At 69.3% G+C, this 16,984-nt stretch carries 16 protein-coding genes and 2 tRNA genes; 9 read left to right on the top strand and 9 right to left on the bottom strand.

The genetic code is table 11. The features are described from left to right. Positions 1–90 precede the first annotated feature (90 nt). A tRNA-Leu gene (locus IE118_RS09485) sits at positions 91–174 on the bottom strand. A 514-nt stretch (positions 175–688) separates the two neighbouring features. Between IE118_RS09485 and IE118_RS09480 the strand changes: the two genes are divergently transcribed. From IE118_RS09480 to pknB, 6 genes are all read left to right on the top strand, one after another. Then, entirely contained in the window at positions 689–1,558 is an 870-nt protein-coding gene (locus IE118_RS09480) for an FHA domain-containing protein (RefSeq protein WP_189557309.1), read from the top strand. Between the two features lie 10 nt (positions 1,559–1,568). Continuing rightward, on the top strand, positions 1,569–2,078 hold the full coding sequence (locus tag IE118_RS09475) for an FHA domain-containing protein FhaB/FipA (RefSeq protein ID WP_189557308.1): 510 nt from the start codon (positions 1,569–1,571) through the stop codon (positions 2,076–2,078). 93 nt (positions 2,079–2,171) lie between these two features. Next, complete coding sequence (locus IE118_RS09470; RefSeq protein WP_189557307.1) at positions 2,172–3,758, top strand: Stp1/IreP family PP2C-type Ser/Thr phosphatase; 1,587 nt, start codon at positions 2,172–2,174, stop codon at positions 3,756–3,758. A 27-nt stretch (positions 3,759–3,785) separates the two neighbouring features. Next, positions 3,786–5,234 (top strand): FtsW/RodA/SpoVE family cell cycle protein, encoded by a 1,449-nt coding sequence (locus IE118_RS09465; protein ID WP_189557306.1) that lies wholly within the window; start codon positions 3,786–3,788, stop codon positions 5,232–5,234. Then, complete coding sequence (locus IE118_RS09460; protein ID WP_189557305.1) at positions 5,231–6,706, top strand: peptidoglycan D,D-transpeptidase FtsI family protein; 1,476 nt, start codon at positions 5,231–5,233, stop codon at positions 6,704–6,706. The genes IE118_RS09465 and IE118_RS09460 overlap by 4 nt, the downstream gene beginning before the upstream one ends. 170 nt (positions 6,707–6,876) lie before the next feature. Continuing rightward, positions 6,877–8,874: a Stk1 family PASTA domain-containing Ser/Thr kinase gene (pknB, locus tag IE118_RS09455; protein WP_189557304.1), complete on the top strand. Its 1,998-nt coding sequence runs from the start codon at positions 6,877–6,879 to the stop codon at positions 8,872–8,874. Positions 8,875–8,985: 111 nt separating this feature from the next. Here pknB and IE118_RS09450 read toward each other — a convergent pair whose 3' ends face one another. The 5 genes from IE118_RS09450 to IE118_RS09430 form a co-directional block, all read right to left on the bottom strand. Further along, positions 8,986–9,756, bottom strand: a complete 771-nt coding sequence (locus IE118_RS09450) for a class E sortase (RefSeq protein ID WP_229846731.1) — start codon at positions 9,754–9,756, stop codon at positions 8,986–8,988. A gap of 13 nt (positions 9,757–9,769) precedes the next feature. Next, positions 9,770–11,002 carry a class E sortase gene (locus tag IE118_RS09445; RefSeq protein WP_189557302.1) on the bottom strand — a complete coding sequence of 411 codons (1,233 nt, stop codon included), beginning with the start codon at positions 11,000–11,002 and terminating at the stop codon, positions 9,770–9,772. Further along, positions 10,999–11,637 (bottom strand): aminodeoxychorismate/anthranilate synthase component II, encoded by a 639-nt coding sequence (locus IE118_RS09440; protein WP_189557301.1) that lies wholly within the window; start codon positions 11,635–11,637, stop codon positions 10,999–11,001. Before IE118_RS09440 ends, IE118_RS09445 begins: the two co-directional genes overlap by 4 nt. Then, a complete protein-coding gene (locus IE118_RS09435; RefSeq protein WP_030215371.1) occupies positions 11,634–11,822 on the bottom strand; it encodes a hypothetical protein in 189 nt (62 codons plus the stop codon). Before IE118_RS09435 ends, IE118_RS09440 begins: the two co-directional genes overlap by 4 nt. A 190-nt stretch (positions 11,823–12,012) precedes the next feature. After that, a complete protein-coding gene (locus IE118_RS09430; protein WP_189557300.1) occupies positions 12,013–12,792 on the bottom strand; it encodes a DUF881 domain-containing protein in 780 nt (259 codons plus the stop codon). Between the two features lie 141 nt (positions 12,793–12,933). Between IE118_RS09430 and crgA the strand changes: the two genes are divergently transcribed. Beyond that, a complete protein-coding gene (gene crgA, locus IE118_RS09425; protein ID WP_053635432.1) occupies positions 12,934–13,188 on the top strand; it encodes a cell division protein CrgA in 255 nt (84 codons plus the stop codon). Positions 13,189–13,491: 303 nt separating this feature from the next. Here the strand turns inward: crgA and IE118_RS09420 are convergent, their stop codons facing one another. Continuing rightward, positions 13,492–14,379 (bottom strand): rhomboid family intramembrane serine protease, encoded by an 888-nt coding sequence (locus IE118_RS09420; protein WP_189557299.1) that lies wholly within the window; start codon positions 14,377–14,379, stop codon positions 13,492–13,494. A gap of 103 nt (positions 14,380–14,482) precedes the next feature. Next, complete coding sequence (locus IE118_RS09415; RefSeq protein WP_189557298.1) at positions 14,483–15,010, bottom strand: peptidylprolyl isomerase; 528 nt, start codon at positions 15,008–15,010, stop codon at positions 14,483–14,485. A 338-nt stretch (positions 15,011–15,348) separates the two neighbouring features. Between IE118_RS09415 and IE118_RS09410 the strand changes: the two genes are divergently transcribed. Then, the gene (locus IE118_RS09410; RefSeq protein ID WP_189557297.1) at positions 15,349–16,047 is read left to right on the top strand and encodes a DUF5324 family protein; all 699 of its coding nucleotides are present in this window, start codon (positions 15,349–15,351) and stop codon (positions 16,045–16,047) included. Positions 16,048–16,173: 126 nt separating this feature from the next. Here the strand turns inward: IE118_RS09410 and IE118_RS09405 are convergent. Next, positions 16,174–16,246: transfer RNA gene (locus IE118_RS09405), tRNA-Ala, on the bottom strand. A 180-nt stretch (positions 16,247–16,426) separates the two neighbouring features. Between IE118_RS09405 and IE118_RS09400 the strand changes: the two genes are divergently transcribed. Continuing rightward, complete coding sequence (locus tag IE118_RS09400) at positions 16,427–16,975, top strand: helix-turn-helix domain-containing protein (protein ID WP_189557296.1); 549 nt, start codon at positions 16,427–16,429, stop codon at positions 16,973–16,975. Positions 16,976–16,984 lie beyond the last annotated feature (9 nt).

The following is a 16,984-nucleotide window of genomic DNA, read 5'->3' as shown; positions in this document are numbered from 1 at the left end:
GTCGTGTGGGATGCCTCACAGGGAGAGCGAAACGAGAAACGGGCCCCTCCGGCGACTTCCGTCACCTGGAGGGACCCGTTTCACAGGTTGTGCGCGAGGGGGGAGTTGAACCCCCACGCCCTTGCGGGCACTGGAACCTGAATCCAGCGCGTCTGCCTATTCCGCCACCCGCGCATTGGGTGTGTCCTCGAGCCCTTGCCCCTGGGGGCCTTGCGCCTTCCGACACCCAGAACATTAGCACGCTGATCGGGGTGGATTCACATCCCTTTCCCCGCCCCCGGACCGGCCTCCCGCGAACCTCCCGCGGCGGTCCCCGCACGGGTCGCCCCTCCCGCGCCGCACGGGCGCCCGCCGTGCAACAACGGCGATTGCTTCACGTATCAACCTCGTACCGGTGGACCCCGTCTCCCCCGGAGCCGGACGGAGTCCACAGCCAGGTGCGGGACACTGGTCTGCGGCCCCCTCTACGATCCATGGCAGAACTAGGCGCACGCGCACGGCCGGAGGAGTTCGAAAGGGAGTCCCGCAGGGAACTTCGTCAGGCGTCGACACCCGTCGGCCGGGCGGACGGGGGGAACCAGCCGATCGGGCGACGCGTGGATACGATCAGTAAGCAGTACCAGGTAAGCGGTGCACGAAAGAGTGCACGGGGCAGTACACAGGACGGCAGCGACGGAGGAGGTGCCCCATGGGAGTCCTGAAGAAGTTCGAGCAGCGTCTCGAAGGTCTGGTCAACGGCACCTTCGCCAAGGTGTTCAAGTCCGAGGTGCAGCCCGTGGAGATCGCGGGAGCGCTCCAGCGGGAGTGCGACAACAACGCCACCATCTGGAACCGCGACCGCACCGTCGTACCCAACGACTTCATCGTCGAGCTGAGCACCCCCGACTTCGAGCGCCTCAGCCCGTACTCGGGCCAGCTCGGCGACGAGCTCGCCGGCATGGTGCGCGACTACGCCAAGCAGCAGCGCTACACCTTCATGGGTCCCATCAAGGTGCACCTGGAGAAGGCGGACGACCTCGACACCGGCCTGTACCGGGTGCGCAGCCGTACGCTCGCCTCCTCCGCCAGCCAGGCCGCCGGAGCGGGCGGCCCCGCGGCCGCGGGCCCCGGCGCCCCGCCGGCCGGCCGTCCCGGTGGCTACGGCTACCCGCCGGCCACGCCCGGGAGCCCTCCGCCCATGCCGGCCGCGCCGCCCCCGGGCGGCAGGCCCGGCGGTTACGGCTACCCGCAGCCCGCGGGCGGCCAGCGGCCTCCCGCCGCCCCTGCCCCCGGCGGACGCACCCGCTACTGGATCGAGATCAACGGCACCCGCCACCAGATCTCCCGCGCCACCCTCGTGATGGGCCGCTCCACCGAGGCCGACGTGCGGATCGACGACCCCGGCGTCTCCCGCCGGCACTGTGAGATCCGGACCGGAACGCCCTCGACGATCCAGGATCTCGGATCCACCAACGGCATCGTGGTGGACGGACAGCACACCACCCGCGCTACGCTCCGCGACGGCTCGCGGATCGTCGTGGGCAGCACCACCGTTATCTATAGGCAAGCCGAAGGGTGAAGCGGGGGCAATGTCAGAGCTGACCCTCACGGTCATGCGGCTGGGGTTCCTGGCCGTACTGTGGCTGTTCGTGATCGTGGCCGTGCAGGTCATCCGGAGCGACCTGTTCGGGACCCGCGTCACGCAGCGCGGATCACGGCGGGACGCCGGCCGGGCCCCGCAGGCCTCCCGCCAGGCACCGCCGCAGCAGCGCCAGCAGTCCGGCGGCGGACGCCGCGGCCGTAACACACCCACCAAGCTGGTCGTGACCGAGGGCACCCTCACCGGCACCACCGTCGCCCTCCAGGGGCAGACCATCAGCCTGGGCCGGGCGCACGACAGCACGATCGTGCTGGACGACGACTACGCCTCCAGCCGCCATGCCAGGATCTACCCGGACCGCGACGGCCAGTGGATCGTCGAGGACCTGGGCTCCACCAATGGCACCTACCTGGACCGGACCCGGCTGACGACTCCCACACCGATCTCGCTGGGCGCGCCGATCCGCATCGGCAAGACCGTCATCGAGCTGCGGAAGTAGTGCTACACCAATGAATGAGCGCGAGCGGAGCGAGCACGCAGTGGGGGCCTCGACCCAGGGCCCCGGCGCGCTCCCGACCGGAGGGTGGGCAGTGTGGCTCGACACGACCGGCTGTACCCGGAGCCGACGGGCGAGGTGCGCATGAGTCTGTCCCTGCGCTTCGCCGCCGGATCGCACAAGGGCATGATCCGGGAGGGCAACGAGGACTCCGGTTACGCCGGTCCCCGCCTGCTCGCCATCGCCGACGGCATGGGCGGCGCCGCGGCCGGCGAGGTCGCCTCCTCCGAGGCGATCTCCACCATCGTCGCGCTCGACGACGACGTCCCCGGCTCCGACCTGCTCACCTCCCTCGGCACCGCCGTCCAGCGGGCCAACGACCAGCTGCGCATGATGGTCGAGGAGGACCCCCAGCTCGAGGGCATGGGCACCACCCTGACCGCCCTGCTGTGGACCGGTCAGCGCCTCGGCATGGTGCACGTCGGCGACTCCCGCGCCTACCTCCTGCGCGACGGCGTCCTCACCCAGATCACCCAGGACCACACCTGGGTGCAGCGGCTGGTCGACGAGGGCCGCATCACCGAGGAGGAGGCCACCACCCACCCGCAGCGGTCCCTGCTCATGCGGGCCCTCGGCAGCGGCGAACACGTCGAACCCGACCTGTCCATCCGCGAGGTGCGGGCCGGCGACCGGTACCTGATCTGCTCCGACGGCCTGTCCGGTGTGGTCTCCCACCAGACCCTCGAGGACACCCTGGCCGGCTACCAGGGCCCCGAGGACACCGTCCAGAACCTGATCGAGCTGGCGCTGCGCGGCGGCGGTCCCGACAACATCACCGTGATCGTCGCCGACGTCCTGGACCTGGACACCGGTGACACCCTCGCCGGGCAGCTGTCCGACACACCGGTCGTGGTCGGAGCCGTCGCCGAGAACCAGAACCAGCTCCACGACAACGGCATCATGCAGACGCCCGCCGGCCGTGCCTCCGGACTCGGCCGCCGGCGCTCCCAGGGCGGCGGCGAGTTCGGCCCGCCCGGCAGCGGCGACGTCACCGGCTTCATCCCCACCGACGGCTTCGACTACGGCGACGACGACTTCGTCAAGCCCGCCAAGAACCGCAGGTGGCTCAAGAGGTCCGTGTACGGGCTGCTCGCGCTCGCCGTCCTCGGCGGCGGCCTGTACGGCGGCTGGCGCTGGACCCAGACGCAGTACTACGTCGGCACCAAGGGCGAGCACGTCGCGCTCTACCGGGGCATCAGCCAGGACCTGGCCTGGGTCTCGCTCTCGAAGGTCGAGAAGGACCACCCCGACATCGAACTCAAGTACCTGCCGCCCTACCAGCGGAAGCTGGTCGAGGCGACCATCGCCGAAGGCGACCTCTACGGCGCGCGCAAGAAGATCGAGGAACTGTCGGTACAGGCCTCCGCGTGCCGCAAGCAGGCCGAACGGCGGGCCGCCGCGAGCGAGAAGAGCGCGAAGACCGGCGAGGGCGAGGCCGGAGGCACCACGGGAACCACGCCCGTCTCCTTCACGTCCAAGGCTTCGCCGACGCCGACCCCCTCGGGATCGGCCAAGGCCCCGGAGCAGTCCACGCCCCCGTCCACGACCGCACCCACTTCCAGCCCCGGCCCCAGCCTCTCGGAGGAAGAGCAGAAGGTCGTCTCGCTGTGCGGTAAGCAGTAGGCAAGCCGTGAGAGGCCCTGTCACACGATGAGCAGTACTACGAACCCGTCGACGCAGCACACGTCCACGATCGGCGCGATCGGCGCACCCAGCCGCCGCAACACCGAGCTGGCGCTGCTGATCTTCGCCGTCGTCATCCCGGTCTTCGCCTACGCCAACGTGGGGCTCGCCCTCAACGACGAGGTGCCGGCCGGGCTGCTGAGCTACGGCCTCGGCCTCGGCCTGATGGCGGGCGTCGGCCATCTCGCCGTCCGGAAGTTCGCCCCGTACGCGGACCCGCTGCTGCTGCCGATCGCGACGCTGCTGAACGGCATCGGCCTGGTCGCCATCTGGCGCCTGGACCACTCCGAGCGCCTCCAGGCGAGCCGGACGTTCGTCGAGGCGGCACCGCGGCAGCTGATGTACTCGGCGCTCGGCGTGGCCTTGTTCGTGGCCGTGCTGTTCTTCCTCAAGGACCACCGCGTCCTGCAGCGCTACACCTACATCTCGATGGCCGGCGCGCTGGTACTGCTGCTCCTGCCGCTGGTCCCGGGACTCGGCCACAACGTGTTCGGCGCCAGGATCTGGATCAAGATCCCCGGTCTCGGCACCCTCCAGCCGGGCGAGTTCGCCAAGATCGTCCTCGCGGTGTTCTTCGCGGGCTACCTCATGGTCAAACGCGACGCCCTGGCGCTCGCCAGCCGCCGCTTCATGGGGCTCTACCTGCCCCGAGGCCGTGACCTCGGCCCGATCATCGTCGTCTGGATCATCTCCATCCTGATCCTCGTCTTCGAGACCGACCTCGGTACCTCGCTGCTGTTCTTCGGCATGTTCGTGATCATGCTGTACGTCGCCACCGAGCGGACCAGCTGGATCGTGTTCGGTCTGCTGATGTCAGCGGTCGGCGCCGTCGGCGTGGCGAGCTTCGAGCCGCACATCCAGACGCGTGTGCAGGCCTGGCTCGACCCGATGCGCGAGTTCGAGCTCAGCCGGGCCGGGGTCAGCGACGGCATCGTCCACTCCGAGCAGGCCATGCAGGCCCTGTGGGCCTTCGGCTCCGGCGGCACCCTGGGCACCGGCTGGGGCCAGGGCAACTCCGACCTCATCGGTTTCGCCTCCAACTCCGACTTCATCCTCGCCACCTTCGGCGAGGAGATCGGCCTGGCCGGCGTCATGGCGCTGATCCTGCTCTACGCGCTGATCGTGGAGCGCGGCGTGCGCACCGCCCTCGCCGCCCGTGACCCGTTCGGCAAGCTGCTCGCCATCGGCCTGTCCGGTGCCTTCGCGCTCCAGGTCTTCGTCGTCGCCGGCGGTGTCATGGGCCTCATCCCGCTGACCGGTATGACGATGCCCTTCCTGGCGTACGGCGGTTCGTCCGTCATCGCCAACTGGGCGCTGATCGGCATCCTGCTCCGGATCAGCGACACCGCCCGCCGCCCGGCGCCCGCCCCCGCCGCCAACCCCGACGCCGAGATGACCCAGGTGGTCCGCCCGTGAACAAGCCCCTGCGCCGGGTCGCGATCTTCTGCGGCCTGCTCATGCTCGCCCTGCTCGTCCGCAACAACTGGATCCAGTACGCCCAGGCCGACAAGCTGAGGACCGACGAGAAGAACCGCCGCGTGGCGATCGAGCGGTACGCCTCGCCGCGCGGCGACATCATCGTCGACGGCGAACCCATCACCGGGCACAAGGCCACCGACGGCGACTTCGCCTACAAGCGGACCTACAAGGACGGCGCCATGTGGGCGCCGGTCACCGGTTACGTCTCCCAGGCCTTCGGCGCCAACCAGTTGGAGGCCATCGAGGACGGCATCCTCACCGGCAACGACGACCGCCTCTTCTTCCGCAACACGCTCGACATGCTGACGGGCAAGAAGAAGGAGGGCGGCAACGTGGTCACCACCCTCAACGCCGCCGCGCAGAAGGCCGCCTACGAGGGCCTGAAGAAGCGGGGCGGCAAGGGCTCCGTCGTCGCCCTGGAACCGTCCACCGGCAAGATCCTCGCCCTGGCCTCCTTCCCGTCGTACGACCCGTCGACGATCGCCGGCAACAGCCTCAAGACGGACGCCAAGGCGTGGGACAAGCTCCAGAAGAAGAACAACCCGAACGACCCGATGCTCAACCGGGCGCTGCGCGAGGTGTACCCGCCCGGCTCGACCTTCAAGGTCGTCACCGCGGCCGCCGCGCTGGAGCACGGACTGGTCGAGGACGCGGACCAGAAGACCGACACCCCGCTGCCGTACGTCATGAAGGGCACCAGGACCGAGCTGAAGAACGACGGCGACCTGCCCTGCAAGGACGCCACCCTGCGCGAGGCGCTGCGGGTGTCCTGCAACACCGTCTTCGGCAAGGCCGGCACCGACCTCGGCAACGACAAGATGCTGGAGACGGCCAAGAAGTTCGGGTTCACCGAGGAACAGTTCACCCCGGTCCGCTCCAGCGCCTCCGTGTTCTCCGAGAACATGGAGCCCTCGCAGGTGGCGCTCTCCTCCATCGGCCAGTTCAACACCGCGGCGACGCCGCTGCAGATGGCCATGGTCTCCGCCGCCGTCGCCAACAACGGCACCCTGATGAAGCCGTACATGGTCGACGAACTCCAGGCGCCCAGCCTGGACACCGTCGAGAAGACGGAGCCGGAGAAGCTGAGCGAGCCGATGTCGGCGAAGAACGCCCAGATCCTCCAGTCGATGATGGAGACGGTCGTCAACGACGGCACCGGCAAGAACGCACAGATCTCCGGCGTCACGGTCGGCGGCAAGACGGGCACGGCCCAGCACGGCGAGAACAACAGCAAGAACCCCTACGCCTGGTTCATCTCCTACGCCAAGAACAGCGACGGCAGCTCGCCCGTGGCCGTGGCGGTCGTCATCGAGGACGAGAACGCGGTGCGCGGTGACATCTCCGGCGGCGGTCTCGCGGCCCCGATCGCCAAGAGCGTGATGGAGGCGGTCGTCAAGGGCAAGCAGTGACCCCGGTCACGTCCGCCGCGCATCGGCGCACGTTGCGGTACCGGTCCTGTATCGGCTTGACGCACTTGGCCAGGTCACAGAAAAAGAGCCGGGTACGGTAGGCCCGGAACGCAGCCTCCGACCGCACATTCGTGCCGGTCGGGACCGACGGAGAGGGCTGGTAGGTAGCTATGGAAGAGCCGCGTCGCCTCGGCGGCCGGTACGAGCTGGGCCCGGTGCTCGGCCGTGGTGGCATGGCGGAGGTTTACCACGCGCATGACACCAGGCTCGGGCGCCAGGTGGCGGTGAAGACGCTGCGCGCGGACCTCGCACGTGACCCGTCCTTCCAGGCCCGGTTCCGCCGGGAGGCCCAGTCGGCCGCCTCGCTCAACCATCCCGCGATCGTCGCGGTCTACGACACGGGCGAGGACTACATCGACGGGGTGTCCATCCCGTACATCGTCATGGAGTACGTCGACGGCTCCACGCTCCGTGAACTCCTGCACAGCGGCCGCAAGCTGCTGCCGGAGCGGACGCTGGAGATGACCATCGGCATCCTCCAGGCGCTGGAGTACTCGCACCGGGCCGGCATCGTCCACCGCGACATCAAGCCCGCCAACGTCATGCTGACGCGCAACGGCCAGGTCAAGGTCATGGACTTCGGCATCGCCCGCGCGATGGGCGACTCCGGCATGACGATGACGCAGACCGCGGCCGTCATTGGCACCGCGCAGTACCTCTCGCCGGAGCAGGCCAAGGGCGAGCAGGTCGACGCCCGTTCCGACCTGTACTCCACCGGCTGTCTGCTGTACGAACTGCTGACCGTCCGCCCGCCGTTCGTGGGCGACTCCCCGGTCGCGGTCGCCTACCAGCACGTCCGGGAGGAACCGCAGCCGCCGAGCGTCTTCGACCCCGAGATCACGCCCGAGATGGACGCGATCGTGCTGAAGGCGCTGGTCAAGGACCCCGACTACCGCTACCAGTCGGCCGACGAGATGCGCGCCGACATCGAGGCCTGCCTCGACGGGCAGCCCGTCGCGGCGACCGCGGCGCTCGGTGCGGTCGGCTACGGCGGCTACCCCGACGACCAGCCGACGACGGCACTGCGCCAGGACGCCGGCGCCGGGGCGGCGACCTCGATGCTGCCCCCCATGAACCCGGACGACGGCGGCTTCGGCTACGACGACCGCCAGGGCCGGCGCCGCCAGCCGAAGAAGAACAACACCTCGACGATATTGCTGGTCGTGGCGGGTGTCCTGGTCCTCATCGGCGCCATCCTGATCGGCCGCTGGGCCATCAGCGGCAGCGGTGGTGTGGGCAACGACACCGTCGCGGCCCCCAGCTTCGTCGGCGAGACGAAGGAGAGCGCCCAGCAGCTCGCCGACAACGCCGACCTGACACTCGGCTTCGAGGAGAAGCCCTGCGAGAAGCAGGCCAAGGGCAAGATCTGCTCGCAGAACCCGGCGGCCGGCACCAAGGTCGACAAGGAGTCCACCGTCACCCTGGTGGTCTCCACCGGGGCGCCGAAGGTGGCGGTGCCGAGCGTCGTCGGTGACAACGTCGACGACGCCAGGGCCGAACTCGAGGGCGAGAAGTACGAGTTCGTCGTCGAGGTCAAGGAGAAGGTGGACGCCCAGGAGCCCGGCACCGTCCTCAAGCAGGACCCGGGGCTCGGTGCCGAGGTGGAGAAGGGCACCACCATCACCCTCACCGTCGCCAAGGAGCAGGCCAAGTCGACCGTCCCGGACGTCACCAACCAGAGCTGTGACGCCGCCAAGGCGCAGATGGCGGCGAACGACCTCGTCGGCAACTGCACCGAGGAAGAGGTCGACGACCCGAACCAGGCCGGCAAGGTGCTGCGCACCACCCCGTCGGCGAACACCCAGGTCGACAAGAACTCGCAGGTGACGATCGTCATCGGCAAGGCGAAGCAGAACGAGAAGGTCGCCGTGCCGAACGTCAACGGCCAGACCCTCGGGGACGCCCAGCGGATGCTCCAGGAGGCCGGGCTCGCGGTCGGCAACGTCGGGCCCGCGCAGGACCCCAACTCCCGCGTCGTCGCGTCCAACCCGGGCCAGGGCAACCCGGTCGACAAGGGCTCGAAGGTCGACCTGATCACCGTCGAGCAGCAGGGCGGCAACAACGGCGGTGGCGGCGGCTTCTTCGGCGGCCTCGACGGCGGCGACTAGGTCCACCGGCCCGCGGGACCCCCGCGGCACGGCGGACGACGGGAGCCCCGGCCCCCCTCCTCGGCGGAGGGGGGCCGGGGCTCCCGGCTTCGCGGGTGGTCCCGCGGTGTGTCAGCGCAGTTCGGCCGGCGGGGTGCGGTTCTCGTCCACCTTCTCCGTGCGGACCAGTTCGCCCCAGACGATGTAGCGGTACTTGCTCGTGTAGACCGGCGTGCAGGTCGTCAGCGTGATGTAGTGGCCGGCCTTCTTCCTGCCGGACTCCTCCGGGATCTTCCCGAGGACGTCGACGTTGTACTTCGAGGTCTCGGGAAGGATCGCGTACGTCTTGTAGACGTACCACTTGTCCTTCGTCTCGAAGACGATCGGGTCGCCCTCCCGGATCTTGTGGATGCCGTGGAACTTCGCGCCGTGACCGTCGCGGTGGGCCGCGAGGGAGAAGTTGCCCTTCTTGCCCGAGGTCGGCAGGGTCGCCTTCACGGGGTCCGTGTAGTAGCCGGCGACACCGTCGTTGAGGACCTTCATCGAGGTGCCCTTCTCGACGAGGATCTCGTCACCGGTCATGGCGGGCACATGGAGGAAGCCGATGCCGTTCTTGCTGTCGTAGGAGGCGGGTCCGCCGCCTTCCCCGCCGTTCCCCGGCCCCCCGGCCCAGGCGTCACGGACCTTGTCCGCCTGCTGGCCCGCCTCGCGGTCCGCGACGACGTTCGTCCACCACAGCGAGTAGGCGACGAAGAGGCCGAGCACCAGGCCCGCGGTGATGAGGAGTTCACCGAAGAAGCTGACGACCATCGCCACCGGCCCCATGCGGCGGGGCCGGTGCGCCCGCGGCGTCGCGGACGCGGGATCGGTGTGCTGTTCGGTGTCGTCGGCGGTCGCTGCCACGTTTCCACTGCCCTTAACTGACGAGCGCATCCGGCTTGCCCTTGCTGCGCGGCCGTTCCTCGACCATCTTGCCCCAGACGATCAAGCGGTACTTGCTGGTGAACTCCGGAGTGCACGTGGTCAGCGTGATGTAGCGGCCCGGTCCGGTGAAGCCCGATCCCTTCGGGACGGGGTCGAGGACGCTCACGTTGCTCGGCGGCGTCACCGGCAGCATGGACGCCATCTTGTAGACGAAGTACTCGCCCTGTGTCTCCACGACGATCGGGTCGCCCGGCTCCAGCCGGTTGATGTACCGGAACGGCTCCCCGTGCGTGTTGCGGTGCCCGGCCAGCCCGAAGTTGCCGGTCTTCGCGTCCGGCATCGCCGTCTTGAGGGCACCCTCCGCGTAGTGGCCCACCATGCCCCGGTCGAGCACCTTCTTGCTGTTGATGCCCTCCGCGATCGGCACCACCACGTCCAGCTTGGGGATGTGCAGCAGCGCGAAGCCCTGCCCCGGCTCGAACGCCCCCGGCTTGCGCTCGCCGCTCTCCCACTCATTCTGGAGGTCGCTGGCCTCCTGGCCCGCCTGTGCCTGCGCCCGCACGTTGGTCCACCACAGCTGGTAGGTGACGAACAGCAGCATCAGCACCCCGCAGGTGATGAACACCTCGCCGATGGCCCGGCTCGCGAGGACCGCGGGGCTCGCCTTGCGCGCTCGCGCCTGCCTGCGCGCCTCCATCCGGGACAGCGGCGCCCGGGAAGCACCGCCGGAATCCGCTGAGAGCCCTTCTCCGGCGTCTGCGGCCCCCGGGCTCCCCGTGGCCTCGTGCGGGCCTCCACGGCGCCCGTGACGCTTTCTGGCGGCCTTCCTCCGTGCCGCCCGGCCCCCCGTCGGCACCGGTGCGGCTTCCGCACGCTCCCCGCGCTCCGGCGGGGCGGGGATGCGCAGCGCGACCGTCTCCTCGTCCACCGGCGGCAGATACGCCGTGCTGTCGGCGGCACCGCCCTGTGGGCGGGGAGCCGCCGTGCCGTAGGAGGCGCCGTGCGGGCCCGGAGGCGCCGTCCCGTAGGAGGCGTCGTGCGCGGCGTGGTGCGGGCCGGGAGGCGCCGTCCCGTGGGAGGCACCCTGCGCGGCCTGCGCGGCCGTGTGGTCGTACCAGCCGTCCCCGTACGCGCCCGGCGCCCCGTACGGCTGCCCGCCGTACGAGGTGCCCTGGTCGCCGACGCCGTAGGCGCCGGACTCGCGCTCGGGGCGCAGCGCGGTCACGCCGTGGACCTGCCCACCACCGGGGCGAGCCCCGCCGACCTCGCCACCGCGCCCTCGTCCCCGCATTCCGTCAGCCAGTTGGCCAGCATCCGGTGGCCGTGCTCGGTCAGCACCGACTCGGGGTGGAACTGCACGCCTTCGACCGCTAGTTCACGGTGCCTCAGGCCCATCACGATGCCGTCCGCCGTCCGGGCCGTGACCTCCAGCTCCGCGGGGACCGTGGCCGGCTCGGCGGCCAGCGAGTGGTAGCGGGTGGCCGTGAACGGCGACGGCAGACCGGCGAAGACGCCCCTGCCCTCGTGCGTCACCGGCGAGGTCTTGCCGTGCAGCAGCTCGGGGGCGCGGTCCACCACGCCGCCGTACGCCACCTGCATCGACTGCATGCCGAGGCAGACACCGAAGACCGGCACGCCGGTCGACGCGCAGTGCCGCACCATGTCGACGCAGACCCCGGCCTCCTCGGGAGTGCCGGGCCCCGGGGACAGCAGCACCCCGTCGAACCCGTCCTGCGCGTGCTGCGTCGACACCTCGTCGTTGCGCAGGACCTCGCACTCGGCGCCCAGCTGGTACAGGTACTGGACCAGGTTGAAGACGAAGCTGTCGTAGTTGTCGACGACGAGAATGCGCGCGCTCACTGGTTGTCCACCGTCACATCGTTGAAGGGCAGCAGCGGCTCGGCCCACGGAAAGACGTACTGGAAGAGGACGTAGACCACGGCGGTGATCAGCACCAGTGAGAGGAGAGCCCGCACCCATCCATTGCCCGGCAGATGCCGCCAGATCCAGCTGTACATGCCGTCCCTTCCGTCGTACCACGGCATCAGACCCGCGCCGTACGCCACCAGACTAACGGCGCGACCCCTCCGGTTTCAGGCCTCCGCGCGCTGTGCGAACTCCGTGCGAGTCCGGCCGCGTGTACCCATCTGTACGCGGTACAGGGCCGATCGCCTCGATGTCCGGGCATGTTCCACGTGAAACATCGCCCGGGTCCGGTTGCGCGTGCGGGGGCCGCTACTCCACGGGCTCGGCGTAGTGCAGGTCTACGGTGCCCGCGTAGCCGGGCAGCGTCACCGTGCCCTCGTCCTCGACCTGCCAGCCGAGGCCGTAGACGTTGACGTAGACCATGTAGTTCTGGATCGCCGGCGAGGCAGCCAGGGCCTTCTTCAGCTTCTTCGGGTCCCCGACCGCCGTGATCTTGTACGGCGGCGAGTAGACGCGGCCCTGGAGGATCAGGGTGTTGCCCACACAGCGCACGGCGCTGGTGGAGATCAGCCGCTGGTCCATGACCTTGATGCCCTCGGCTCCGCCCTGCCACATCGCGTTCACCACGGCCTGGAGGTCCTGCTGGTGGATGACCAGGTAGTCGGGCTGGGGCTCGGGATAACCGGGGAGCTTGGCGGTGGCGTCCGGCGGGGCGTCGTTCAGGGTGACCGTCACCGCCTCGCCCTTGAGCTTCTGCGTGCCGGCGCGCTCCTCCAGGGCGGCGAGCTTGTCGTCCTCCTCCTCGGTGCTGCCGTCGTCGCGCTCGGCGAGGGACTCGATGTCCCCGCGCAACGCACCGTTGGACTCCTCCAGCTCGCCGTTCTTGCGGCTGCGTTCGTGGATCAGGTCGGAGAGCTTCAGCAGCGAGGCGTCCGTGCGGATGTTGGTGCCCTTGGCGGTGTCGAAGCTGGTGAAGAAGATGAGTCCCGCCAGGGCGAAGACGCCCGCGGTGAGGATGCGCACGGGCCGGACACGGCGTCGCCGGGCAGGACTGGATCCCGGTCCGGGGAAGTCGGCAGAATTGCTCAACGTACCCTTATCTCCTTCGGCGCCGCGGAAGCACTACGCTAACGGACGCCCGGGGGAGCGCTCAGAGTCCCCTTGTACGCTGCTCCGAGCCTGACCCAGTTCCCTGCGCGGCCACGCAGCGCATCGACAGGAGAGACTCTCGTGCCGAAGTCACGTATCCGCAAGAAGGCCGACTACACGCCGCCGCCGGCCAAGCAGACGACCGCGATCAAGCTGACCAACCGCGCCTGGGTCGCGCCGGTGATGCTGGCCCTGTTCCTCATCGGCCTGGCCTGGATCGTCGTCTTCTACGTCACCGACGGTTCGCTGCCCATCGACGCCCTGGGCAACTGGAACATCGTGGTGGGCTTCGGGTTCATCGCCGCCGGATTCGGTGTCTCGACGCAGTGGAAGTAGCGCCCACCGCACGGTGAGCGGAGTCCTGCCCAGAGCTGCCCCTCAGCTCTGGGCAGGACTATCCCCTGAGTTATCCACAGGCCTTGTCCACATGTGGACAGCAAACTCGATCTGTGGATAACCCTTCGAAGGTTGACGCCGGTGTGACAGAAACACCACCAACCGAAAACCTGTTCGTAAGTCACCTGACCTGCACAAACGCGGGTCGATCCGGGATCGGGCAGACCTCCGCGCACCCTGTGCACAAGATCCGCCACCTTCTGTGGACAACCTCTGTTCCCCAGGTGAGCCGCGCCGCGTTCCTCAGGTGAGCTGCGCCGTCCTCAGCAGGGTCATCACCACGACCGCGGCCAGCACCAGCGCGCAGGTGCCGTACTGCACCAGCGCCCGCCGTTCCCGTGGGGCGTGGACCATGGCGTACCCGATCACCACACCGGCGACGAAGCCTCCCAGGTGGGCCTGCCAGGCGATGTTGCTCCAGCCGATGGTGATGATCACATTGATGACCAGCAGGGCGATGATCCCCCGCATGTCCTGGTTGAGCCGTCGCATCAATACGGCGATCGCGCCGAACAGACCGAAGATCGCACCGGACGCGCCGAGCGAGGCCGTGCTGCCCGAGGCCAGGACATAGGTCAGCGCACTGCCCGCGAGGCCCGAGACCAGGTAGAGCGCGAGGAAGCGGGCCCTGCCCAGGGCTTCCTCCAGCGGTCCGCCGAGCCACCACAGGCCGAGCATGTTGAAGGCGATGTGCCATATCTCCTCGTGCGTGAACATCGAGGTGAACAGGCGGTACCACTCGCCCTCGGCCACCCCGTCCCGGGGCAGGAACGGCTCCGGCGGCCAGACGCCGACCAGGACGAGCGGATCCAGCAGCGAGGGCCTGATCTGCACGGCGAGGAACACCGCGAGGTTGATCCCGATGAGGATCTTGGTGAGCAGCCGGGGATCGGCGGCGACCGTTCCGCCCGCGAGCGTGCGGGGCAGGGAGGCGGAGGGCGCGTGCCCGGTGCCCGAGCCGGTGCGGACGCACTCCGGGCACTGGAAACCGACCGAGGCGTCGATCATGCACTCCGGGCAGATCGGCCGCTCGCACCGGGTGCAGCGGATGCCGGTCTCACGGTCCGGGTGCCGGTAGCAGACAGGGACACGCTGGGCGTCCCGCGCGTCGCCGGCAGCCTGGTCGTCCATGACGTCCCCTAGGTCGTGTGGAAAAGCCCCGCCCCGCCCATCCTTACGGATGAGCGGGGCGATTGGTTCCCTACGAGGGCTTTCGCACTCCGGGACGAGGTGCTCAGCCCTCGCGGATCTCGACCGACTCGATCACCACGTCGTTGACCGGGCGGTCGGTGCGCGGGTTGGTCTGCGCCGACGCGATGGTGTCGATGACCTTCTGGCTCGCGGCGTCGGTGACCTCACCGAAAATGGTGTGCTTGCGGTTCAGCCACGCCGTCGGGGCGACGGTGATGAAGAACTGCGAGCCGTTGGTGCCGGGCCCGGCGTTGGCCATCGCCAGCAGGTACGGCTTGTCGAAGCGCAGGTCCGGGTGGAACTCGTCCTCGAACTGGTAGCCGGGACCACCGGTGCCGTTGCCCAGCGGGTCACCGCCCTGGATCATGAAGCCGCTGATCACCCGGTGGAAGACCGTACCGTCGTAGAGCTTGTCCGTGGACTTCTGCCCGGTCTCGGGGTGGGTCCACTCCCGCTCGCCCTTGGCGAGCTCGACGAAGTTCTTGACCGTGATCGGCGCGTGGTTCGGGAAGAGCCGGACCTCGATGTCGCCGTGATTGGTCTTCAGGGTGGCGTGGAGCTGCTCAGCCACGATGTGCCTTCCGTTGTCTTTCCGTGACTCCCTGATCCTCGCACGGACGGAGCGCCCAGTCGCCCGGCCTGCGGACACAGGGGGGCAACCGGGTCGTCCGGTGCGCCGAAATCAGGTCGGGTACCCCCGTGACGGGGGCGTGCGGAGGCGATCCGTGGCATTGTCGACGACAGGCGCCCGTTGCCCGGGATTCATCCGCTATTGCACTGTTACCGCAATCGACCGACTTCACCGGCACCCGGATGCCCGTCCGCGCATGACTGACAGCGACCCGGCAGGCATGATCCGTAAAAGGGTGGAAAGTCGAAATACCGTACGCCACCGAGGAGGAGGAACCCGTGACCCGCATCGACAGCGTGCGCGCCGCGACCGGTTCGGCGAAGGACAGCGTGCTGCACGCCGCGGAAGTGGTGGCGCCCTACGCCGACACGGCCAAGGTCAGGGCCGCGCACTACGCACAGGAAGCCCGCGTACGGCTGGCTCCCAAGGTGACGCAGGCAGCCGGGCAGGCCCGTGTCCAGTACGGCGCCCATGTGCAGCCGTATCTGGAACAGGCCCGGACGCATGTGCCACCAAAGGTCGACAAGGCCGCCCATCAGGCGGCCGCCCGTACCCGCACGGCCGCTCGGCAGGCCGCCGACTACTCCCGCCCCGTGATCGAGCAGGCGATCGCCGCAGCCGGCCCCGCGCGTGAGGAGGCAGCGGCTCGCAGTGCGGCGGCTCTGGCCGCTCTGCGGGGCCAGGTGTCGGCCCAGCAGATCCAGAAGCTCGTGCGCAAGCAGCAGCGGCGGGCGAAGGCCGGCCGGGCCGCGAGGAAGGCCCTGCTCCTGGGCGCGGTGGCCGGCGGCGCCTTCGCCGTCTGGAAGTGGTGGGACAAGCAGGCCAACCCCGACTGGCTGGTGGAGCCGCCGGCCGCGACGGACGTGTCGGGCTCGTCCCAGCTGACGTCGGTGGACGGCAGCGACCTGAACGCGCTCGACCCCGAGGTCGAGGCCAAGGAGGCCGCGGAAGAGGCCGCCCGGCGCGACGAGACCTGACGGGCGACGCCGCCGCCAACGGCGCGGTGGGGCAGGCGACTTGACCGTTGCCTGCCCCACCGCGCCGTTTCACGTGAAACAAGAACCCCTCCCCCCGCGTTTTCGCAGGTGGGAGGGGTTTGCTTGTGGAGCCTAGGGGAGTCGAACCCCTGACATCTGCCATGCAAAGACAGCGCTCTACCAACTGAGCTAAGGCCCCGAAGGAAAGCGACCACCTGGAAGAACACTTCTCGGCGGGCGCTCGGCACCAGAGTACCGGGTCCCCCCGGGGATTCCGCAAAAAGATTGGGGGTCCCCGTGACCGACCACTCTCCGTAAGATGCTCGGCGTGGTTCGCTACAGCGAACCACGGTTCATGGGGAAGCGATGGGGAGACGCAATGGACGCCGCACAGCAGGAAGCCACCGCCAGAGCGCGGGAACTGCAGCGGAATTGGTACGGGGAGCCGCTGGGGACGCTCTTCCGTAGGCTCATAGACGACCTGGGGCTCAACCAGGCCCGTCTGGCGGGGGTGCTGGGACTCTCCGCGCCGATGCTGTCGCAGCTGATGAGCGGCCAGCGGGCGAAGATCGGCAACCCCGCGGTGGTGCAGCGGGTGCAGCTCCTGCAGAACCTGGCGGGGCAGGTCGCCGACGGCAGCGTCAGCGCGGCCGAGGCGACCGAGCGCATGGAGGAGATCAAGAAGTCCCAGGGGGGTTCGGTGCTCAGCAACACCACGCAGACGACGAGCAGTTCGGGTGCCCCCACGGTCAAGCGGGTGGTCCGCGAGATCCAGTCCCTGCTGCGCTCGGTCGCGGCCGCGGGAGACATCATCGACGCCGCCGACACCCTCGCTCCTACCCACCCCGAACTGGCGGAGTTCCTCCGCGTCTACGGCGCCGGCCGCACCTCCGACGCGGTCACGCACTACCAGTCCCACCAGAACTGACCCGCCCCA

The organism is Streptomyces pilosus, from assembly GCF_014649835.1.
Classification (GTDB): Bacteria; Actinomycetota; Actinomycetes; order Streptomycetales; family Streptomycetaceae; genus Streptomyces; species Streptomyces pilosus.
The sequence above is the reverse complement of the archived record's forward strand: the minus strand, read 5'-3'. Positions and strand labels throughout refer to the sequence as shown.